At 55.9% G+C, this 22,425-nt stretch carries 11 protein-coding genes; 9 read left to right on the forward strand and 2 right to left on the reverse strand.

What is annotated here, in order from left to right:
• Positions 1 to 2,958: an FtsX-like permease family protein gene (locus AEAE_RS01965; protein WP_094689483.1), complete on the forward strand. Its 2,958-nt coding sequence runs from the start codon at positions 1 to 3 to the stop codon at positions 2,956 to 2,958.
• Positions 2,959 to 3,104: 146 nt separating this feature from the next.
• Here AEAE_RS01965 and AEAE_RS01970 read toward each other — a convergent pair whose 3' ends face one another.
• Both AEAE_RS01970 and AEAE_RS01975 read right to left on the reverse strand, forming a co-directional pair.
• Positions 3,105 to 3,869, reverse strand: coding sequence for a response regulator (locus AEAE_RS01970; RefSeq protein ID WP_094689484.1), 765 nt, complete (start codon positions 3,867 to 3,869; stop codon positions 3,105 to 3,107).
• 54 nt (positions 3,870 to 3,923) lie between these two features.
• Positions 3,924 to 6,848, reverse strand: coding sequence for a sensor histidine kinase (locus AEAE_RS01975; protein WP_094689485.1), 2,925 nt, complete (start codon positions 6,846 to 6,848; stop codon positions 3,924 to 3,926).
• A gap of 187 nt (positions 6,849 to 7,035) precedes the next feature.
• On the opposite strand from AEAE_RS01975, the gene AEAE_RS01980 reads away from it, so the two are divergent.
• The 8 genes from AEAE_RS01980 (at position 7,036) to eno (ending at position 22,267) form a co-directional block, all read left to right on the forward strand.
• The gene (locus AEAE_RS01980; RefSeq protein WP_094689486.1) at positions 7,036 to 8,649 is read left to right on the forward strand and encodes an L-serine ammonia-lyase; all 1,614 of its coding nucleotides are present in this window, start codon (positions 7,036 to 7,038) and stop codon (positions 8,647 to 8,649) included.
• Positions 8,650 to 8,770: 121 nt separating this feature from the next.
• Complete coding sequence (locus AEAE_RS01985) at positions 8,771 to 10,150, forward strand: alpha/beta fold hydrolase (RefSeq protein ID WP_094690069.1); 1,380 nt, start codon at positions 8,771 to 8,773, stop codon at positions 10,148 to 10,150.
• A 150-nt stretch (positions 10,151 to 10,300) separates the two neighbouring features.
• On the forward strand, positions 10,301 to 11,419 hold the full coding sequence (gene ychF, locus AEAE_RS01990) for a redox-regulated ATPase YchF (RefSeq protein WP_094689487.1): 1,119 nt from the start codon (positions 10,301 to 10,303) through the stop codon (positions 11,417 to 11,419).
• 65 nt (positions 11,420 to 11,484) lie between these two features.
• Positions 11,485 to 12,852 carry a chloride channel protein gene (locus AEAE_RS01995; RefSeq protein ID WP_094689488.1) on the forward strand — a complete coding sequence of 456 codons (1,368 nt, stop codon included), beginning with the start codon at positions 11,485 to 11,487 and terminating at the stop codon, positions 12,850 to 12,852.
• Positions 12,853 to 12,914: 62 nt separating this feature from the next.
• Positions 12,915 to 16,361 (forward strand): UPF0182 family membrane protein, encoded by a 3,447-nt coding sequence (locus AEAE_RS02000; RefSeq protein ID WP_244569591.1) that lies wholly within the window; start codon positions 12,915 to 12,917, stop codon positions 16,359 to 16,361.
• Positions 16,362 to 16,500: 139 nt separating this feature from the next.
• Positions 16,501 to 17,100 (forward strand): aminoacyl-tRNA hydrolase, encoded by a 600-nt coding sequence (gene pth / locus AEAE_RS02005; protein ID WP_094689489.1) that lies wholly within the window; start codon positions 16,501 to 16,503, stop codon positions 17,098 to 17,100.
• A gap of 113 nt (positions 17,101 to 17,213) precedes the next feature.
• On the forward strand, positions 17,214 to 20,849 hold the full coding sequence (gene mfd, locus AEAE_RS02010; protein WP_094689490.1) for a transcription-repair coupling factor: 3,636 nt from the start codon (positions 17,214 to 17,216) through the stop codon (positions 20,847 to 20,849).
• Between the two features lie 122 nt (positions 20,850 to 20,971).
• Positions 20,972 to 22,267: a phosphopyruvate hydratase gene (eno, locus tag AEAE_RS02015; RefSeq protein WP_094689491.1), complete on the forward strand. Its 1,296-nt coding sequence runs from the start codon at positions 20,972 to 20,974 to the stop codon at positions 22,265 to 22,267.
• Positions 22,268 to 22,425 lie beyond the last annotated feature (158 nt).

The raw sequence follows: 22,425 nt of genomic DNA on the forward strand, positions 1-22,425 counted from the left end.
ATGATTCGTATTGCACTGAAAATGATGCGCAAGAATGTGCGTCAACTCATTCCTGCAGGAATTGCCATCATCGTCGGCACTGCCTTCTTGGCGGCAACCTTCCTGTTTGGCAACTCTCTGGACCGCTCGATGCGCGACCAGATTTCGGCAGCTTACGGCACTGCTAACTTCATCGTTGAGGATAACCGTTACGCCAACGTGCAAACCTATGCGACAGAAGGTGAAGCCAAAGCAGCAGCGCAAGAGCAGGAAAACATTGATAATCCTGTGCTGAGCGATGTTATTCAGCAAGCTCGCAACGAGAAGGTCGCCTCCTACCGTTTGGACACGAGCTCGGTAGCCGTCGTCACGACGCAGCGCACGAATAAAACGGCAACCTCGACCATGATCCCGATGGGTAGCGATGCTTCGATCATGCCGCTCAAACTGGTGAAAGGCCGTTACCCAACCAAGCCAGGTGAAATTGCCCTCGACCAGCGTCGTGTGGCCAAGCAAGGCTGGAAACTGGGCGATGAAGTCACCTATGCTCTGCAAACGTGGGCAGGCCCTGACAGCACGTCAGCCCAAGAATCCTACGTGAAGGCCAAGGTAGTGGGCTTTGTGAGCGACCCTAACCACGCTTTCCCTCTCGCCGCATCTGTTTCCGTGGCTTCTCAGGATGACTTCGTCGCAGCCAGCGTCGAGTCGATCATTAAGCTCAATATTGCCGGTGTTGTGTCCACCTACCAGAGCTTGGCTGAGCAAAAGCAGCAGCTCGAGGAGCAGAAGGCTAACCCTGAGAAGTTCAAGAACGCCGACGAGACGAGCCTTGTCACGCAAAACGACGTGAAGGAGACGGAGGGTTACTACAACGACACTGTCAAGGAAACGGGCATGGACTTTATGCAAGCCCAAGCCTGGCTTGCCCAGTACAAGGCTCATGAAATCACGCCGGACGCGAACACGTACAACACGCGCGACTTCTCCGTCAACGGCCTGTACCTGCGTGCCAAGGATGGAGTGACCACCCAGCAGCTTGCGCAGATCTTCCCCAAGAAGCTGTGGAAGGTGACCACGCGCAGCGCCTCGGAGAAGAAGGCGATGGACAACCTGGGCAACGGCACTGACTTTGTGCGCATCTTCCTGCTCACCTTCGGCCTGCTCGCCCTCTTCGTTGCCGCACTGGTAATCTCGAATACTTTCCAAGTTCTCGTCGCTCAAAGGCGCAGGACCCTGGCATTGTTGCGAGCCATTGGCGCGAAGAAGAAGCAGCTGTACCACATGGTGGAGTGGGAGGCTATTGCTCTCGGTTTGGTGAGCTCTGCTCTGGGTGTGGGCGTCGCTTGCCTCATCATCTTCATCTTGGATGCCACGAACGTCACCTTTGGTGCCAATGAGGTGCAAAGCGGCGTTCAGTTCTTCTTCATCCCGAGCAACCTCGTGTTCAGCGTGCCGATGATCGCTGGTACGGTGATCACCCTGATCGCTAGCTTGACGGCTGCCCGCCTGGCCACGAAGGTTACGCCTTTGGAGGCTTTGCGCCCGATGGATCAGATCCCGACCAAGAAGGCTGGGTTCTTGAGGGCCGCTCTCTCTGTTCTGCTCATGCTCATCGGCGGCGCGCTGGTGGCATGGGTGGTCTACGCCACGAATAGCGACATGGTGATGAAGGCCAAGAACATCAACCAGATGGCGATGACGGTGGTCGGCCTGGCAGTTTTGGGTTGCGCACTCTTGCTGGTCGGCTTGATTATTTCCGCCATTTGGTGGATGCCCGTCCTCATGAAGATTGGCAATGCGGTCGCCTCGCATGTGGGACCCGCTTCGCGTGTGGCTGCGGCAAACGTGTCGCGTAACCCTCGCCGTGTGGCTTCCACTGGTGTCGCGCTGCTCATTGGCGTCACGCTGGTGTCGACGATCGCTACGGGCGCTGCCACGGTGAAGACGACGATGAACTCGATTCTGGACAACAAGTTCTCGGTGGATATGAATGTCGTCTCCTCGAAGCTCACGGCAAGCAAGGTGAAGTCGGTTCGCTCGGTGGACGGCGTGGAAGGCGCTGGCTTGGTGTACAAGACTTTCGCTGAGGTGGATAAGCCGGCTTTGCAAGACGATTCGGCAACCGTCGTCTCCATTTCGGCTCAGGACCGTCGCGATGTGATCCGTGGTGCTGCAGCAACGGCGTCGCTTCCTCGCGGTAGCGCTCTGATGTCCTCCGATAAGGTCAAGAAGTGGGGCAAGAGGCAGCTCAAGAGTGGCGATAAGATCACCCTTACCGTCGACGGCGATGTTCAGGCCGATGGCACGGTGAAGAAGGATCAGCTCACCTTCACAGTCAAAATTGTCGACTTCCGCCTGCCTGATGGTGCGAGCGAGTCTCCGGTGCTGCTGGTCAACCCTCAGGATCTTCCTCAGTCGGTCAAGGTGGCCAGTAACGCTCGAATGTGGGCCAAGATTAGCGAAAACATCAACATTGTTCAGCTCATGTCGGATATCCCTGACGAGATTGGCGATGGTGAGGCTTACGTGATGGGCCCGGCCGTCGAACGCCAGTTGATGAACCTGATTATCGACCGCATGATGATCTCGCTGATCGCCCTGCTCGCTGTGGCTGTTCTGATCGCTTTGGTCGGCGTGGCGAACACCTTGTCGCTGTCGGTGATCGAACGTACTCGCGAGTCGGCAACGCTGAGGGCTGTGGGTATGACTCGCGGCCAGCTCAAGCGCAGTTTGGCTGTTGAGGCGCTCATCATTTCGATCGTCGCCTCTCTGGCCGGCATTATTTTGGGCACGACTTTCGGTGGCTTCGGCGCCTGGGTGGTGTTGCAAAGCGCCTTTGGCAAGACGACTTTGATGATCAACTGGACGATTTCCGCCATCATTGTGGTGGTCGCTCTGGTTGCGGCGTTGATCTCCTCGGTGGCTCCTGCTCGCCGGGCTATTAAGACGCCTCCAGTCGAAGCGCTTGCTGAGGCATAAATAATGGCTTGAGATTATCAAGCTGCGAAATGCAAAATCCCGTGTGAGGAAAACCTCACACGGGATTTTTATGTAAACAGTCAACCACGCCAGGAAAGACTCAACCAACGTGATTGATGCCAGTATAAGCACACCGGGTAGATTTTTTAAGAAACCAAACCCGATTCGTAGGCGAAAACGACAGCTTGAACGCGGTCGCGACTGCCTGTTTTTGCCAGAATATGGCCGATATGAGTCTTTACGGTGGGCACGGAAATAAATAACTTATCGGCGATTTCCTGATTACTTAACCCGCGTGCCACTTCTGTCAAAATCAAGATTTCGCGCTGTGTCAGGCTTTCCAGAATCTCCTCACGCTCTTTTTGCTCACGGCTCAACGTGGGGGTTTGTGCGGTACTGATAATCTGGGTGCCTTGAGTTTGGGGGCCTTGAGCCTGAGGTCCTTTAACCTGAGGACCCAGTGCCAAGCGCGAAATGAGACGGCGAGTTGCCGATGGCGCAATAATGGCGTTTCCCGCGTATACCTGGCGAAGAGAGTCGAGCATCTGCTCCGGAGAGGTGTCCTTGAGCAAAAAGCCCGACGCACCTTCACGAATCGCCGAGAGAACGTACTCATCGAGGTCGAAAGTCGTCAAAATAATCACGCGCGTGCGCTGAGCAGAATCGGGGTGAGAGGTGTGGTAAGCGTCGTCGAGAGCAGCGATCTTCCCGGTTGCTGCAATGCCATCCATGTGGGGCATGCGCACGTCCATGAGCACGATATCGGGGTGGAGCTGTTCGACGAGAGCTACGGCTTTGCTGCCATCGCTGGCCTCACCAACAACTGTCATATCCGGCTGAGAGTTGATGACCATGGAAAAACCGGTGCGGACGAGCGCCTGATCGTCAGCGATCACAACAGAAATGGCCATAGTTCCTCCTTGCTCTCAGAATAGCGCATGGCGAAGGAGGAAGCCTGCTGGCGACTAGTGCGTGCCGTCCAGCGGGCGCAGTGGGGCAGACGTGCGCCGCTCTGCCGCCTCGTTCCTGCGCAAAATGTCGAGCAGAGCGCGCATGTCGGCCAAAGCCTTTCTGCCAATCTGAGCAAGCTGAGCAAAGAGTGAGGAAATGAGAGCTTGATCCTGCTCAGCGACGGTACACGGGCCATCAGGGTAGCGAGCAGCCAGCGCCTCTAACTGCGGGGCAGAGCTCGCACAAGCGTCGAGAACGGCGTGGAGAGTTTCGCGAATCTCCTCGTGCATCTGCTCCGAAATGCGTTCGCGCTCGTGGCGGGCGGCCAGCTCAGCCTCTTTCGCGCGAGCTGCCAGCAAAGCCTGCTCTTTTTGGTGTAGTAAAGCCAGGTCGTTACCTCGAGCCCTCTTGAGTAGCGCGAGATTGCCCACAATGGCTGCAACGACGGAATCTCCCACGATATAGAAGATGAGGGTGAGCCAGATGGTGGTATCCCACTGGTGATAGGTGCGATAGTTGAGCGACCACATCACCTCTTGGAAAGCGTCGGTCAGAACAACAGGTACGCACAGGCTGATGAGCAGCGGTCGATACTTCTTCTCACCATAGAGCAATGCTGCCGAGAAAGCGACCAGATCAGGGAAAGCGACGAAGAAGAAGGCAAAACCGCGTGCTGCGCTCCACACGCTGAAAGTGATGCTCATGCACGCTACCCAGGTGCCCACGAGGATGGGGAAGCGTTGACGCCACAGCAAAGGAAGGATCATCAGCGGCACGCACAGTAAGCCGAGCACGTGCAGCTCATGAGTGTGCAATGTGGGAGCGTCGTAAGCGTACAGAACGAGCACTGCGAGCAGCAGCACCATGGGAAGCGAATCGATGAGGGGATGGCGCGTTTTCCACGAAATAAAGCGCTCGAGGCGCTGGGAGAGTGTGCTCAGGCCTGCGATCATGTTGTTCCACAGTCTGCTGAAGAATTGCGCCAGATTATCAGCGCGGTTCTTTGCAAGATGCCGGGCTGGGTTGTGTGCTGGGTCGTTTGCCTGGCTACCAGCCGTTTGAGAAGTGCTGCTTTCAGCCTGCGTTTGCTCTTGTGCTCCGTGAGCTCCATCAGCACTGTGAGTTCCATCAGCCTTGTGAGTGTGCTGCTGGGCCAGTGCGAGCAGGTCGATGCCTGGCTGGGTGGGGATCTGCGCGTGGAGAGAAAAGCCATGGCCTTGCGAGTTGGGCCCATAGGCCAGTGTTCCGCCCAGCGCGCGGATTCTCTCGCGCATGCCGATCAGGCCGTAGCCGGTGCGGTGTCCATCTTCGCTGGCTTTCGACCCGCGCCCGTCGTCGCTGATGAGAAGGTCAACGACGCTGATTCCCGATTCCATACCCCAGGTTTCCACAATGCTCACGTGCACTGGCACGAGGGGCTCTGATGGCGTGGCGAGTGGCTGGGCTGGCGATGTGGCGGCGCCACGGGTCAGTGCGGTGGCGTTGCCTGCTGGTGACGGCGCGCTGACAGCGTATTTCCTCACATTGCTCAAGCTTTCCTGAACCGTGCGGTACAGCACCGTTTGCAGCCTCTCGCTCATGCCAGGCTCCGGCTCGCCGTGGACGGTGTACGAAACGGTATAAAGCCCCTGGCTCACATTTCTCGCTTCTTGCACCAGATTTTCAATGCCCACATAGCTGGGAACCGTGGAAACAGGAGACTTTCCGGCATATTCGCCTCCAAGACCAGGCCCTCGTCGAGAACCTGCTCCTGCTTTCACACCTGCTGTTTGTGGCATCACCTTGGTGATCACCAGAGTTTCGCCCGTCTGCGCCGACTGCAGAGGAAGAGGAAGGGTAGGTGCATCGTGTTTCGCTAACACCTGTGTTGGCATCTGCCGAGTAGTCGCAGCCCAGACGGCGTCGGAAGCAGGCGAGGAGCTTGTAGTGAAAATCTCACCCATTTGAGCTAAAGCCTCATGCGTTTCCGACTCAATAGTGTGCAAGGTTTGCACAGCCACCTGCGGATTGGTGACGCCCGCATATCGACCAGCATCGGATTGAATAATGATGATGGACAGCGTATGCGCCACCACATCATGCATATCGCGTGCCAAACGGGCCCTCTCTGCCACACACGCGGCAGTACGGCTTTCCTCCTGAGAACGGGCAAGCATGTTATTGTGCTCGCGCATCAGTGCCATCTGCTCGATGCTCGTGCGACGGTACAAGCCGGCAACAATGGTGGTGACGACGAGCAACGCGCCCATCAGTGACATAGAGAGGGACGCAGAGAGGCTCCAATCATTGAAATTGGTGAGAAGCCGGACGGTACGCGGTAGCAGCGGGCCGGTAACCATGAGCGCGCCCCACAATGCGATAATTGCTAATCCGGCAGAAATAAAACGCGACTTGTTCTCTCGACGCCCCAGCACCAGCCCGTCGTAAAGCAAAACGAGGGCCAGAGGGTCGCTCATCGTGAGCATTGGGCCGAAAAGGCACTGTAAGATTACCAGTCCGGCGAAAGCCCATGCGCTCTCATCGGGCTTCCACTTGCGAGTAGCCACAGGAACGCACAGCAGTGCGGTCCACACCAGTACATAATTGGGGTTCGCGGTGAAAGGCAGGAAGCCGATAAGGTCCGTACTCGGTTGCAAAGCCAAGGTAAAGAAGAGGGCGAAAAGCGCTTCGATTGTGCAGGAAGGAAGCTTGTGAGCGTGTAAGAAAGCCCAGATGCTGCGCCACAGCGGCGGCTTTACAGTAATCGGGTGAGCGTTATCCAGGCGCAGGTTCGGATGCGTTTGCGCATAGTTGTGTAGCAGCTCGGCGCGAACAGCATCACTGTGTTCAGCATCAGTGTGTTCAACGTTGAGGTGCTGAGTGACGCTGTGCTCGTGGCTGTCGTGCTGATGGTTGCTGCGCTCCGCGTTTTGTGAACTGGCCCGGTTGTGAGTGCTCATAAGCCCATGCTAGAAGTTCAGCCGAGCACTTTCATCATTCGTAAGAATGAAAGTAGCTGCACAATGAACAGAGAAGCCAGCGAGAAAGCCGAGCATGCCATTTCTCGGAAACTCCAGCGTTTTCGTTACCGGCAGGCCCTAAAATCGACAACAGCGTAGCTCACGTCACTTGGAGAAAGTGGTCATCATGCTCAGTGCATTGGAAATGTTCAGCGTCGGAATTGGCCCGTCGTCCTCACACACCGTCGGACCTATGCGAGCAGCCAAAGCCTTCGTTGATAATCTGGAGCACAACAACCTGCTGGCCGCAGTAGAGCGCGTTCGCGTCGACCTCTACGGCTCGCTGTCACTGACCGGCGAAGGCCACGGAACAGACAGAGCAGCATTTGCAGGCCTCGAAGGCCTTGACCCCACCACCGGCTCGACCGACGCCGTGCGCTTTGATCTGCATCGAGCGTGGGAAACTGGCGAGCTCAACCTTGCCGGCACCAAGAAGATCGCTTTCCACCAGTCGGACATCGTGTTCAACATGCACGAAAGCCTGCCCTTGCACCCCAATGGGATGAAATTCTCTGCCTTTGACAGCGCTGATAATCTGGTGAAGCAACAAGTGATGTACTCGATCGGCGGCGGTTTTATTGCCACCCAAGAGGAACTCGAGGCTCAGCTGCCCGGCGCGAACAATGTGGTTGCAGCGCCAAGCGTGACCGACGACGGGTTTAGGAAAACCGGGGAGCAGGAAAGCAAGTACGAGGCGAACCGTGCGGCCCAGCGCAACGCCGAAAAGAGCGTGGAAGCGGGCCATGCCTTCCAGCAATCCGGAGCAACTCCAGCGGACCAGACTGCAGCCGCAGCCCAGCCAGCCATCCCTTACAACTTCGAATCGGCCCAAGAGCTCATGCAAATCTGCGATTCGACAGGCCTGAGCATCGACGAAGTAGTCTGGGCCAACGAAATGGCCATGCATAGCGAAGCCGAGGTAAACGAGGGGCTCAAAACCGCATGGGAAGCCATGCGCGAGTGCGTCTACAACGGCACGCACACCAGCCGCGACACCCTGCCAGGAATCCTCAAGGTCAAGCGGCGCGCACCGAACGTCTACCACGAGCTGGTGGGCAGTGTCGACGTGATCAACGCTGAGCCAGAAAACCTCAAGAAGGCCGCGAAAGTCACGCAGAGCACTTGCCTTTCCATGACTCCAGGAACATGCGAGGCCAACTGGATTTCCCTCTTCGCCCTCGCCGTCAACGAAGAAAACGCGGACGGTGGGCGCATCGTCACGGCTCCGACGAATGGATCTGCGGGCATTATTCCCGCGGTTTTGCACTACTATTACGCCTTCATGGACGGCAACTGGGAGGGGGTGAAGCGCTTCCTGCTCACCGCTCACGCTATCGGCTACCTGTTCAAGCACAACGCTTCGATTTCTGGCGCTGAGGTCGGCTGCCAAGGCGAGGTGGGTAGCGCCTGCTCGATGGCTGCGGCGGGCTTGTGCGCGGTGATGGGTGGCACTCCTCACCAAATTGAAAACGCTGCTGAGATTGGCATTGAGCATAATCTGGGCCTGACCTGCGACCCGATCGCTGGTCTCGTCCAAATTCCGTGCATTGAACGCAACGCCATCGCGTCGAACACCGCCGTCAATGCCGCTCGAGTCTCGCTGCTGGGTGACGGCTCGCATTTGGTCAGCCTGGATGATGCGATTGCAACGATGAAACGCACGGGCGCTGACATGATGAGCTCGTACAAGGAAACCAGTACTGGCGGCCTCGCTGTCACGGTGCGCATCCCGGAATGCTGAGGCTGGCGGCTCACGAGGGATGAAGTGAGATTATCAGTACTGATAATCTGGAGGCGTTGAGGAGGAAAAAATGAGTGCAGTGACGACTTTTAATGCGGCTCCCACCCAAGCGGGCGGGCGTATGGTTGCCAGCTATATGGTGCCTGGCCTGTATGTGGAGGACCACGAGATTGCAGTGCCGTTGGATTGGCGAGGTGTGGATATTAACGATCCGGCGCAAGTGCTGGCCGCGCGCGATTCCCGTTCTCTCACTTTGTTCTACCGCGTGGTGACCGCTGCGCAAAATCGCCATCGTGATGTGCCAACTCTCGTGTTTTTGCAAGGCGGTCCAGGTGGAAAGTCGCCGCGACCAGAGTCTGTTGATTCGGTGGCGTGGATCAGTGAGGCTGCGAAGAATTTCCGTATTGTGCTTCCTGACCAGCGCGGTACTGGCCGTTCGTCCTCTGTTTCCGGCAGCGTGATCGAGCGTGTGGGAGCTGTCGGTTTCCACGGCTTGAGTGGTGCCCAAGCCCAGGCGGACTATTTGCAACGCTTCTTCGCCGACTCTATTGTTCGCGACTTCGAGTGGGTGCGTCGTGCGGATTTCGGCGCGCGTAAATGGGTGACTTTGGGCCAGTCCTACGGCGGCTTCCTCACCTTGACCTACCTCTCGCTCTTCCCGGAGGCTCTGGTGGCGAGCTTTACGACGGGCGGAATTCCAGCCGTCCCCGCTCAAGCTGAAGAGTTGTACCGCCACACCTATGAAAAATTGCAGCTCAAGATTAACACTTTCTATGAGCGCTACCCGCAGGATAAAGAGATTCTGGCGCGGATTGCGGCTCGCGTTGCTCGTGGGGATGTGAAGCTGCCCAACGGCGATATTCTCTCCGTCAAGCGTTTGCAATCGCTGGGTTCGAGCTTTGGTATGAAGCCATCTTTCGAACAGTTGCACTGGCTGCTCGATGATGCTTTCGACGCGGATGGAAACCTTTCCACCCAGTTCTTGCAAGGCGTGTTTGCGCGTACGACGAGCTATGGCGACGAGCTGTACTGGACTTTGCAGGAAGGCATTTACCAGGACGGTTCCGATTCGGGAAGGTGCGAGCCGACGAATTGGGCTGCCCAGCGTGTGCTTAACGAGCATGCTGATTTGTATGCGCCTCAGCATGATCCGCTGATGTTCACGGGGGAGATGGCTTTGCCGTGGATGTTCGAGGAAGATAGCGCTTTGAAGCCGTTTGCTCAGGCGGAGCAGCTTTTGCAGGCTTCGACCAACTGGGGAAAGATTTACGACGAGAACCAGTTGGCGCACAATGAGGTTCCACTCACCAGCGCCGTGTACTTCGAGGATATGTATGTGCCGCAGGAGTTGAGTTTGCGCACGCTTTCGCATATTCCGAATAGTCAGGCGTGGGTGACGAACTCGTACCAGCATGATGGTGTGCGCGAGACGTCGAGCGTGTTCGCACACTTGTTGGAGCTGGCGAGTGCGCGCGGAGCTCTGGAAGAGCTCGGTATGTGATGCAGCCGCGGTGTGTGGCTTGCCCGCGCCGCCGACGTGACTGAGATATAAGCGGGGCGCGTGGTAAGTGCGTGATGGGCGCGTTTTTGGCGCGCGGTGTGGCTTGCCTGCGCCTCTCGCCGTCACGATTGACCAGTAGAGTGGGGAGTTATGGCTCTTACGATTGGAATTGTTGGACTGCCAAACGTCGGTAAGTCCACGCTTTTTAACGCGTTGACCAAGAACAACGCGCTGGCAGCAAATTACCCGTTCGCAACGATTGATCCGAACACGGGTGTTGTTGCTCTTCCTGATGAGCGATTGAAGAAGCTCGCTCCACTGGTCAAGACGGAAAAGATTGTCCCTGCAACCGTTAGTTTCGTTGATATCGCAGGCATCGTGAAGGGCGCTTCGCAGGGTGAAGGCCTCGGCAACCAGTTCCTCGCCAATATTCGCGAAGCCAACGCCATTTGCGAAGTCACGCGCGTGTTCTCCAACCCGGACATCGTGCGCGATGATCAGACGATGGCTGCAACAGGCGGCAAGATCGACCCTGCTCAGGATATTGACACGATTAACACTGAGCTGATTCTCGCCGATCTGCAAACCATTGAGAAGGCTTTGCCTAAGCTGCAAAAGGACCTTCGCGGCAAGAAGATCAAGCAAGAGTATTACGACGCTGTCGAAGCTGCTCAGAAGATTTTGGAAGATGGAGAAACCATTTTCCACGCCGATAAGGCCGGCAAGATTAACAAGGACGATTTGTACGACCTGCACTTGTTGACGGCAAAGCCGTTCATCTACGTGTTCAACGTCGACGACGATCAGTTGCACGATGAGGCCTTGCACGTCAAGCTTTCTGAGCTCGTTGCTCCTGCCCCTGCACTGTTCATTAACGCTGATTTCGAGTCGCAGCTCAACGACCCAGATTTGAGCGAAGAAGACGTCAAAGAAATGCTTGAGGCGGATGGCTTGAGCGAATCTGGCTTGGATGCTTTGGCTCGTGTGGGCTTTGAAACCTTGGGCTTGCAGACCTTCCTCACTGCTGGTGAGAAGGAAGTGCGCGCTTGGACGATTCACGAGGGTTGGACCGCTCCACAGGCTGCAGGCGTTATTCACACGGACTTCGAGAAGGGCTTCATTAAGGCAGAAATCGTCAAGTATGACGATCTGATTGAGCTCGGCTCTTATGAGAAGGTGAAGGAAGCGGGCAAGCTGCATCTCGAAGGCAAGGACTACGTGATGCAGGATGGCGATATCGCTGAGTTCCGCTTCAACGTCAGCAAGTAAGCATGGCGCGGAAACAATCAGTGCAGTGAAAATCTGAAGAAACCTGCGGGTTTAAGGAGGAGTTGATGAGCGCACCGGCAGCTTCACCTCAGCGCCCAGCAAGCGAGACTGTCGCCAGGGATGCTGAAGATAGCCGTCAAGAAGCCTTTTCGGCACGTCACCTGTTTGCGCTCATCCTCTCTACCCTCGTTCTCGGAGTTCTTGTCGGCGCTGTTGCCGGTTGCCTGGGCAAGCTCTTGGGCGTTTTCGAAGGGCTGATGCTGGGTTACCACGAAACAGGTGGCTCATCCATCGCCTGGAATTCTGGAGCTTTGCGCCGCTTTCTGTCGGTGAGTGTCGGCGGCCTTGTGGTGGCTATTGCCTGGTATTTCTTGCGCAATAAGACGACGAGAGTCCCTAGCGTTGCCAAGGCTGTGAAAGGCGCAAGGCTTCCTTGGTGGCAGACTTTAGTGCACGACGTTCTCCAGATTTTCTACGTCGGTTCCGGCGGCTCTATTGGCCGTGAAGTTGCCCCGCGTGAGGCTGGCTCTATGCTCAGTCAGTATTGGTGGGAGAAAGTCGGCCTGAAGATTGGTTTGCGCCGCTCCGACCTTCCTCTTTTCACCGCTGCCGGTGCTGGCGCGGGTTTTGCCGGAGTGTATATTTCCCCACTCGCTGGCGCCTTTTTCGGTATCGAAATGCTGCTGGGCCAGACGAGCTTTGAAGTGGTGGGCGTGTGCCTGGGTATGAGCTCGATTTCCACTCTCGTGGGTGGCATGATTATGGGCACGCACCCTTATTACTCGGTGGGTCATGAGAATTTCCCTGTGGCGGGAGTCATTATTGCGCTTATTCTCGCCCCTCTAGCTGGTTTTGTGGGTGGCTGGTTCCGCTGGCTCACTTCGAGGGTGAATAAGAAGATGATTACTGACAAGCGTATCCTCTTCGCTCTTCCTCTCACCGCCGTTCTCACGGGTGCGATCGCCGCGTTTTTCCCGCAAATTATGGGTAATGGTCGCGCTTTGGCGCAGTCGGCGATGAACGTTCCGTTTGAATTCCTCGATAAACTTTCCCTCTCTGGCTGGCTGGCCGTTCTGGGCCTCTTAGGATTAGCAGCACTCAAAATGGCAGTGACGTTGCTCACCATTCGTGCCGGTGCTTCCGGTGGTACGCTCACTCCGGCTATTTCCATTGGCGCATGCATGGGCGCAGCCCTGGGTGTGATTGCACAGATGGTTGCTCCTGGTTTTATTCCTGTGTGGCAGTGCGCGATGATTGGCGCGGTAGCAGTACTTGCTTCGGCGCAGAAGGCTCCTTTGATGGCTACGGCGATGATTATCGAGATTTCTCACTTGCCTGTTTCACTGATCGCACCGTTTGGTATTGCCGTGGGTGGTGCTCTCGCAATTTCGCGCATTGTTGTGGAAGGGCGCAAAGCAAAAACCTTGAAATAACACCGTTTTTGATGCCTTCTGAGCCGTACCGGCTCATCGATAAGACCAGTTAAGATGGTTTTATGTCGAAAAACAATGATGATCAGAGCAACGATTTCTTGAGCCAATGGGAGGCTTTTAAGAAGGAGTTCCTCAACGATGCGGATGATGCTGACTTCACATCACCTTATTCCAGCATGCATCCTCATCCTGCAGACGGTTCGGATGACGATGGTCACACGAGTGACTACACGTATGAATCGTCCGCTTCTTCGCGCGCTCATGACGACGCTGACAACGCCAGCGATAAGGGCGGCGATAAGAACGACGATGGTAAGCACTCTGATAAGCACTCCGATAAACACGATGACAAGCACGCTGACAAGGGCAAGAAAAAAGCGCGTGAGTCTTCTCATCACGGCGAATCGGAGTTTGCTCAACAAATCGGCCTGGTCAAGGGCATCACTCACGAGCTCAAAGAACTTGGCTGGGGTTCCGGTTTCTGGGGCAAATGGTTCTGGATTATCATTGCCGTTCTCGCCGTTATCGCACTGATAATCTGGGCGGGCGTGAGCTTTGGCACTGACCTGCTGTGGTACAACCAACTCGGCTTCTCCTCAGTGCTGTGGGTGACGTGGTTCATGAAAATCGGCCTGTGGGTCGTCTACGCCTTGCTCGTTGGAATTGTCGGCTTCCTCGCCGCAAACTGGGCAATCGTCAAACGCCCTGCTGACGAAAATGGCGACTCTTACAAATATGACAAGGATGGAGTGACCATCATCGCCACTCATTCCATGACCTCACGCCGTCTGCGTCATATCAGCCTGTGGGTGAGCTTGATTATCGGCATTATCTTCGGCTCACAACTGATGGATAACTGGAACGATATTCTGCTCATGTTCCACGCCCAGCCCTTCCACCAACGCGACCCACAATTCGGCTTTGACGTGGGCTTCTACGTTTTCGTCTTGCCAGGTTTGCGCGCTCTGATCGCTGGTATGCAGCGTTTGCTCTTCCTTGCGCTCATCGCCAGCGTTGTTGCACACCTGGTTTCGGGTGGAATTCGCTTCAGCGTGCCGGATAAACACCGCTCGCTGTTTGCGATGACGAAGTCAGCGCGCCGTCAGCTCGCATTCTGGGCATTCTTCTTGCTCGGCTTTACCGCAGTGCAAATCTTGCTGGGTGCCTTCGACTCGCTGACCCAAACAGACGATAAGTTCACCGGCGCCGGCTATACCGGAACGCACGTCACCATTCCTGCCATCATCTTTGCCGCTGTTCTGGTGTTCGCCTTCGCGCTCTTCTTCGCCATCTGGCTTAACACGACCAAGGCGATTGCTGAGCCGATGGGCGAGAAGGTAGGCTTCAAGAAGGCTATGACGGCATGGAAGACACCGGTTATCGTGCTGGCAATCTTTGTTGTTCTGGGCTTGATCGCTCAAGTAGCAGCACCACAGCTGCTGCAAAGCCTCGTGGTGAATCCTAACCAGCAAGAGCTGGAAAGCACGTATATTCAGCGTAATATCAAAGCGACGCAGAAGGCTTTCGGCCTCGATAAAGTCGAGAAAGTCAACTACAACGCCACAACTACCGGTAAGGCTGGAGCTTTGGCCTCGGATGCGGAGACGACCGCGCAAATCCGCCTTCTCGACCCGCAAGTGGTGGCACCAACCTTCCGCCAGCTGCAGCAGAGCAAGCAGTATTACTCCTTCCAAGACACTCAAATGGTCGATAAATACATGATCGACGGCAAGAGCTACGACACGGTGATCGGCGCTCGCGAGCTCAACTTGGATGGCAATGATTCGCGCAACTGGGTGAATGATCACACCGTGTACACTCACGGTTATGGTGTGGTGGCAGCCTATGGTAACCGCATCAGCAAGGACGGCCAGCCGGTCTTCTTCGAGAAGGGCATTCCAACTCAGGGTAAGCTCACCGATTCTCAGCATTACGAGCCGCGAATTTACTTCAGCCCGAATGCTCCCGAGTATTCGATTGTGGGCCACGAGAAGGGTCAGAAAGATTGGGAGTTTGACTACCCATCCGGTTCAGAGGGTAAGCTTACCGAGTTCACGGGTAATGGTGGTCCAAAGATTTCCAACCCGTTCTTGAAGCTCATCTATTCGATTAAGTTCGGCTCGTTGCAGATGTTCTTCTCCGATCGCGTCAACTCGAACTCGCAGATTCTCTACCGTCGCTCGCCAGTCGAGCGCGTTCACCGTGTGGCACCGTACTTGGAGATTGACTCTCGCGTGTACCCAGCGGTGGTGGATGGACGAGTCAAATGGGTGTTGGACGCCTACACGGTTTCCGACCAGTACCCGTACTCGCAGAAGGTGGATTTGCATAACTCCACTCAGGATGCTCTCACGCAGAGTTCGAAGACAATGAAGACCTTGGTTTCTGGTGAAGCCAACTACATGCGCAATTCGGTGAAGGCAACCGTGGACGCCTATGACGGCCATGTGGATTTGTATGCGTGGGATCCCAGCGACCCGGTTCTTAAGGCATGGCAGTCGATCTTCCCTCATGCTTACAAGCCGTTGTCGAAGATTTCTGGCGATTTGATGAGCCATATGCGCTACCCAGAATCCCTCTTCAAGGTGCAGAGGAAACTTCTGAGCACGTATCACGTGACGGATGCTGCTCAGTTCTTCTCGGGTGAGGATTTCTGGCAGGTGCCTACCGACCCGACTCTCAAGGCAAACGCTGCAGAATCAGGTAAGCAGGTGAGTGTAGCATTGCAATCTCCGTACTACCTGACCATGCAAACGCCAAACCGCAAGAGCCCGACTTTCTCGCTGTACACCTCTTTCATTCCGGCAGGTCGTGATACGCGTGAGATTCTCACTGGCTACCTTTCCGCCGATTCGGATGCAGGAAATAAGGCGGGTGTGATCGGTAAGAACTACGGAACCTTGCGTTTGCTGGAGCTGCCGAAGTCCACGAATGTTCCAGGCCCTGGCCAGGCACAGAATAATTTCAACGCTTCAGCAACCGTGTCTCGAGAGTTGAACCTGTTGGAGTCGGGTTCCACCAATGTTGTTCGTGGTAATCTGCTCACCCTGCCAATCGGCGGTGGTTTGATTTACATTCAGCCGGTGTATGTGGAAAGCTCGGGTACCACGCGCTTCCCACTGCTCAAGAAGGTTCTCGTTGCCTTTGGTGAGCATATTGGCTTTGCGGACACCTTGGATGAGGCGCTGGACCAAGTGTTTGGCGGTGATTCGGGTGCTTTGGCAGGCGATGCTGATAACAAGGCCATCACCAAGAAGACTGGTCAAAACGGTCACAATGGCCAGAATGGTGACGCGAATAGTGGCCAAGACGGCCAGAACGGCCAGAATGGCGAGCAAAGCAACGCTCAAATGCAGCAGAAGAATAAGCAACTCACCGATGCTTTGAATGATGCAAATAAGGCATTGAATGATGCTGATGCAGCACTCAAAGCAGGCGACTGGAGTGCTTATGGCAAGGCTCAGGAAGCGTTGAAGGAAGCCATCAAGCGCGCCGCACAAGAACAGTGAACACTGATAAAAGCTGATACTCACGGCGTCAGGAGAGCGGGCAGGAGCTATAAGCATAGTTTCTGCCCGTTTTTCCTAGCCCCGACTAATCTCATAAAGGTGCCACCGCCAGGGTGGCCGTTGTGTTGGGAAGGTAAATATGGCATCAGATTTCTGGCTCATCGCCGGTCTTGGCAACCCAGGAAAGAAGTATGAAGGCACACGCCACAACATGGGCTTCATGGTTCTCGACGAACTCGCGCAACGCTGGAACGTCAGCCTCTCCGACCACAAAGGCCTCGCACTCGCCGGCCGAGGAATGATCAGCCTCAACGGCCAGATGCTCAAAACCTTCTTCGCCAAGCCACTCACCTACATGAATGACTCCGGAGCAGCAGTAAGCTCCCTATGCGAGTATTACGACATCGCCCCAGAACACGTCATCATCATTCACGACGACATGGATCTCGACTTTGGCCGCATCAAAGTAAAGAACGGCGGCTCAGCAGGCGGGCACAACGGCATCAAATCCATCGACAAGTCGCTAGGAACCAACAAATACAATCGCGTACGCATGGGAACCGGTCACGCCCAGCGCGGAGCTCACGCACACGAAAACACCATCGACTGGGTACTGGGAGGCTTCCCACCAGCCCAGCGCAAACAGCTGCCCACCGTTCTCGCCGACGGTGCTGACGCGGTCGAAATGCTCGCCACCAAGGGCTTAGCTGCAGCACAAGAGCATTTCAACGCGCGCTGACAACGCTGATAATCACCAGCAGCTTGAGCGCTGAAACGCACTGATAATCTTCAGGCATACGGCAACCCCAGTTGCGCACACAACGGAACACAAAGTTTTGCGAGGAAGAGAAAATGGCTGAAACGACAAGCGAGCGCCAACAACACCGAGATTCCTGGGTGGGCACGCTAGCCACCTACCTCACCCACATTTCTCACAACGAGCAAGTAAAAAACCTGCTCGACAACCTGCGCGCCATCCCACACGACAAGCAGGCCGCCGTCATCGGTTCCGACAGGAAAATCCGCATCATCTCCGCCGCACGAGCAGCCCTCATGGCAGCAGCCGGCCAAGTCAACCAGACCGTCATCATCACCGCCTCCGACCGCGACGCACAAGAATTCGCGGACGACGTGCGCTCCTGGTGGCCAGGAAAGCCGCAAGAAATTGCCATTCTTCCCGGCTGGGAAACCTTGCCGCACGAACGCCTTTCGCCGCGCGCCGACACGGTGGCCACGAGATTATCAGTATTCCGCCGTCTCGCTCACCCACAAACGGCAGAAGAAGAGGCAGAAGAAACAGGCGAGAGCGACGACCAGTTTGGCCCCATCCGCGTGCTCATCATGCCCATCCGCGCGCTGTTGCAGCCAGTAGCCCAAGGCCTTGGTGAAATCGAACCGCTCTTATTCGTCCAAGGCCGAGAAATGGACATGACTCAGGCCGTCAAGCAGCTTGCCGTCAACTCCTACCAGCGAGTCGACCTCGTCATGGAACGCGGCCAATTTGCCGTGCGCGGTGACCTGCTCGACGTCTTCGCACCCACCGCGCCACACCCGGTGCGTATCGAATTCTTCGGCGATGAAATTGACTCCATCAAAGAATTCAACGCTTCCGACCAGCGTACCTTTGGCGGAACACTGCCGAGCTTGTGGGCAACCCCATGCCGAGAAATCCAGCTGACTGAACAAGTGAAAAGCAGGGCGAAAGCTCTCATCGGCCGCATTGAAAACGCCGATGAAATGCTGGAAAACATCAGCAACGGTATCGCAGTCGAAGGAATGGAATCCCTGCTTCCCGTCCTCGTCGACAACTTGGAAACCGTGCCTAGCCTGCTCCCACACGGCTCTCTTGTCGTGATGAACGAACCAGACAGGCTGCGCAGAGCCAGTGATGACCTGACGAAAACTGCTGACGAATTCCTTGCGGCATCCTGGCATGTTGCCGCATCCGGCCGCGGTGCTGGAGCTCCTCTCGACTTCGGCCGAGCAAGCTTCCTTAACCTCATAGACACGATGAACAAGCTGAGAAGCTCGCAACATCCCGTCTGGGAGCTCACCGAATTCTCCGTCGACACCGAAGACGAATCGAATGTCGAGCTAGACGTCGAACCAGCACAGCAGGAGAGGGGAGACGAAAAGGCAATCCTCTCGCTCCTTAAGGATTTGCTGAGCACACAGACGACAACCGTGATTACTGCCGCGGGACATGGCACATTGACGCGATTGAAGCAAAGCGTCAACGACACTGATAATCTTGGGGCAAACTATTCCGACATCACCTACGTGCGCTCCAAAGCACAGCACGGATTCCTCTGGCCAGCTGCCAACCTCGCCATCATCACCGAAGCCGACATTCTGGGACGAACCTCAGCCACCTCCGCTTACTCAGGCAACAAGACGGCGCGCAGACGTCGCCACCACATCGACCTCGTCGACCTGAAACCAGGCGATTACGTCGTCCACGAGCAGCACGGTATCGCCAAATTCGTCAAGCTCGAGAAGAGAACCGTCGGCTCCGGGGCAATGAAAGCCGACCGCGAATACATCGTCCTCGAATACGCGCCGAGCAGAAGAGGGGCTCCAGCTGACCACCTGTACGTACCGACCGACCAGCTGGACCTCATCACCAAGTATCTTGGCACCGAGCAGCCCAAACTCAACAAACTTGGCGGTTCCGACTGGGCAGAAACGAAAGCTAAAGCCAAGAAGCATGTGCGCGAAATCGCCACCGACTTGGTCAAGCTCTACTCGGCACGCTCGCGCGTCAAAGGCCACGCCTTCTCGCCCGACACCCCATGGCAGCGGGAAATGGAAGATGCCTTCCCCTACCAGGAGACGCCTGACCAGCTGCGCACGATCGACGAAATCAAGCAGGATATGGAGTCGCCGCGACCCATGGACCGCCTGCTCTCCGGAGACGTGGGCTTTGGAAAAACAGAAATCGCATTGCGAGCAGCTTTCAAGGCAGTGATGGACGGTTACCAGGTGGCTGTTCTCGTGCCGACCACCCTGCTCGTTCAGCAGCACTTTGAAACCTTCAGCGAACGTTTCGCCGGTTTCCCTGTCACCATCAAGCCTCTGTCGCGCTTCCAGTCGGCGGCAACGACCAAGAAAACCTTGGAAGCGTTGAGCGAAGGCACAGTTGACGTGGTGATCGGCACGCATAAGCTGCTCAACTCCAAGATCAAGTTCAAAAAGCTTGGCTTGGTGATTATCGACGAGGAGCAGCGCTTTGGCGTGGAACATAAGGAGACGCTCAAGGCTCTGCAGCCCAACGTTGACGTGCTTTCCATGTCCGCAACCCCGATTCCTCGCACGCTGGAGATGGCGCTGACGGGCATTCGCCAAATGTCGACTCTTGCCACCCCTCCAGAGGACCGCTTGCCAGTGCTCACCTATGTGGGAGCCTATGAGGATGCGCAAGTGGTGGCTGCCATTCGCCGCGAGCTGTTGCGCGGAGGCCAGGTGTTCTACGTGCACAACCGCGTGCGTGATATCGACCAGGTGGCTGCCAAGTTGCATGAGCTCATCCCTGAAGCGCGCATTGGCATTGGCCACGGCAAGATGGGTGAGAAACAGCTGGATACGGTGATTCGCGATTTTTGGAACCGCGAGATTGACGTGCTGCTGTGCACAACGATTATTGAGACGGGCTTGGATATTTCCAACGCGAACACGCTCATCGTCGACGACGCGCAGCGCTATGGCTTGTCGCAGCTGCACCAGCTTCGTGGACGTGTGGGCCGCTCCCGTGAGCGCGCTTACGCCTACTTCCTCTACGACCCTGAGCATTCGATGACTCAGGAGGCGCATGATCGCTTGGCAACCATCGCTCAGAACACGGCTTTGGGCTCGGGTTATGACGTTGCTTTGCGCGATCTGGAGTTGCGTGGTACGGGTAACTTGCTGGGCGCTGAACAGTCTGGCCATATTGAGGGCGTGGGTTTCGACCTCTACGTTCGCATGGTCAGCCAGGCTGTCGAGCAGTTCAAGCATCCGCAGGAGAAGGAAGAGGAGCCGGTGACGGTCGATCTTCCAATTCCGGCCTCTGTTCCCGATTCTTATATTTCTTCGGAGAAGTTGCGCTTGGAGGCGTACCGTAAGCTGTCGGCGGCGAAGACCCAGGCTGACCTCGAGGATGTGCGCGAAGAGTTGGAGGATCGTTACGGCGCTATTCCTCAGCAGGTTCGCTTGCTCTTTGAGGTCGCTCGTTTGCGCCAGGAGGCTGGCAAGATTGGCATTACGGAAATTTCGGCTTTGGGTAGCCGCGTTCGCTTTGCCAAGATTGACCCTGCAGAGTCGGTGCGCATGAGGATGTCGCGTATTTACCATGGCTTTATGTATCGCCCGGTAACGCATACGGTGCTCATTCCTGCGCCATTCCAACGCTCTGAGCAGGCGGCGGAGAGTTTCGACCCTCAAGGTGTTATCGAGTGGGTTGAGCAAGTTTTGCAAGATTTTCAGTGGAAGCATGAGCCCTCTGCTCGCTAAATTCTCGACACAAAATTGACGAGGGATGGCTGAACTTTCCGTGTGTCGAGTGGCGTTTGCGCGTCTTGCATTTCGGATACTCTAGAAGAGTCAAAGCTACCACCTATCTAAAAGGAGTTGTTGTGGCAGTCATTGAAAGCGTGTACGCACGTCAAATTCTCGATTCCCGCGGTAACCCAACCGTCAAGGTCGTTCTTGACACCGACGATGGTGCTCAGGGCGAGGGCCTCGTTCCATCTGGTGCTTCCACCGGTGAGGCAGAAGCTTGGGAACGTCGCGATGGTGATAAGTCTGTTTACGGTGGCAAGGGTGTTCTTGACGCCGTCAAGGCAGTCAACGATGTGATTGCTCCAGCCATTATTGGTATGGATGCTTCCGATCAGCGTGCTCTCGATCAGACCATGATCGACCTCGATGGCACTCCAAACAAGGGCAAGCTCGGTGCAAACGCCATCCTCGGTGTTTCTCTCGCAGCTCTGTATGCTTCCGCTGAGTCTGCTGACGAACCACTCTACCGTTACATTGGCGGTACCAATGGTCACGTCCTTCCAGTGCCGAACATGAACATCATGAACGGTGGTGCTCACGCTGACTTCGCAACCGATATTCAGGAGTACATGATTTCTCCTTACGGTTTCGAGTCTTACTCTCGCGCACTTCAGGCTGGCGTGGAAATCTACCACACCTTGAAGTCCACCCTGAAGAAGGCTGGCCTCGAGACTGGTTTGGGTGATGAGGGCGGCTTCGCTCCAAAGCTCAACAACAACGAGGATTCCCTCAAGTACATCATGCAGGCCATTTCTGACGCTGGTTATGAGCCAGGCAAGCAGGTTGGCATTGCTATCGATGCTGCTTCTTCTGAGTTCTACAACAAGGAAACCAAGAAGTATCACTTCGACGGTGAGGATCGCGACGCAGCTTACATGCTCGACGTTTACTCCAAGCTCGTTGAAGAGTACCCAATCGTCTCCCTCGAGGATCCATTCGCTGAGGAAGATTGGGAGAACTGGCAGAACATCGTCGCTCGCATGGGTGATCAGCTTCAGTTCGTTGGCGACGATCTGCTCGTGACCAACCCGAAGCGCTTGCAGAAGGCCATTGACCTCAAGGCTGCAAACTCCCTGCTCGTCAAGCTCAACCAGATTGGTTCTGTGTCTGAGACTCTCGACGCCATCGAGCTCGCAACCCGCGCAGGCTTCACTTCTATGGTTTCTCACCGTTCTGGTGAGACCTCTGATACCACCATTGCTGATCTGGCTGTTGCTAAGAACACCCGTCAGATCAAGACTGGTGCTCCAGCTCGTGGCGAGCGTATTGCTAAGTACAACCGCCTTCTCGACATCGAGGAGGAGCTTGGCTCTACCGCAGTGTACGCAGGCCCATCTGCCTTCAAGCGCGCTCTCGCACTGCAGAAGTGAGCTGCTGAGCGGTCAGGCTTACTGTAGCTGGCTTGCTCATAGTTTGAGATTGTCACTGCTGCTGACAGCATAGTGGTAATCTTGTGCCGGCTGAGTTTTACTCAGCCGGCTTTTTATTTCCCGTCACACCTCCAGTCGGAAAGAGTAGACTGGGAATT

Source organism: Aeriscardovia aeriphila (assembly GCF_002259595.1).
In the GTDB taxonomy this organism is placed as follows: domain Bacteria; phylum Actinomycetota; class Actinomycetes; order Actinomycetales; family Bifidobacteriaceae; genus Aeriscardovia; species Aeriscardovia aeriphila.

Excerpts from the sequence above, each read along its gene's own strand:
- AEAE_RS01965 (WP_094689483.1), top strand. The coding sequence starts at position 1 with ATGATTCGTATTGCACTGAAAATGATGCGCAAGAATGTGCGTCAACTC.
- AEAE_RS01970 (WP_094689484.1), bottom strand. The coding sequence starts at position 3,869 with ATGGCCATTTCTGTTGTGATCGCTGACGATCAGGCGCTCGTCCGCACC.
- AEAE_RS01975 (WP_094689485.1), bottom strand. The coding sequence starts at position 6,848 with ATGAGCACTCACAACCGGGCCAGTTCACAAAACGCGGAGCGCAGCAAC.
- AEAE_RS01980 (WP_094689486.1), top strand. The coding sequence starts at position 7,036 with ATGCTCAGTGCATTGGAAATGTTCAGCGTCGGAATTGGCCCGTCGTCC.
- AEAE_RS01985 (WP_094690069.1), top strand. The coding sequence starts at position 8,771 with ATGGTTGCCAGCTATATGGTGCCTGGCCTGTATGTGGAGGACCACGAG.
- ychF (WP_094689487.1), top strand. The coding sequence starts at position 10,301 with ATGGCTCTTACGATTGGAATTGTTGGACTGCCAAACGTCGGTAAGTCC.
- AEAE_RS01995 (WP_094689488.1), top strand. The coding sequence starts at position 11,485 with ATGAGCGCACCGGCAGCTTCACCTCAGCGCCCAGCAAGCGAGACTGTC.
- AEAE_RS02000 (WP_244569591.1), top strand. The coding sequence starts at position 12,915 with ATGTCGAAAAACAATGATGATCAGAGCAACGATTTCTTGAGCCAATGG.
- pth (WP_094689489.1), top strand. The coding sequence starts at position 16,501 with ATGGCATCAGATTTCTGGCTCATCGCCGGTCTTGGCAACCCAGGAAAG.
- mfd (WP_094689490.1), top strand. The coding sequence starts at position 17,214 with ATGGCTGAAACGACAAGCGAGCGCCAACAACACCGAGATTCCTGGGTG.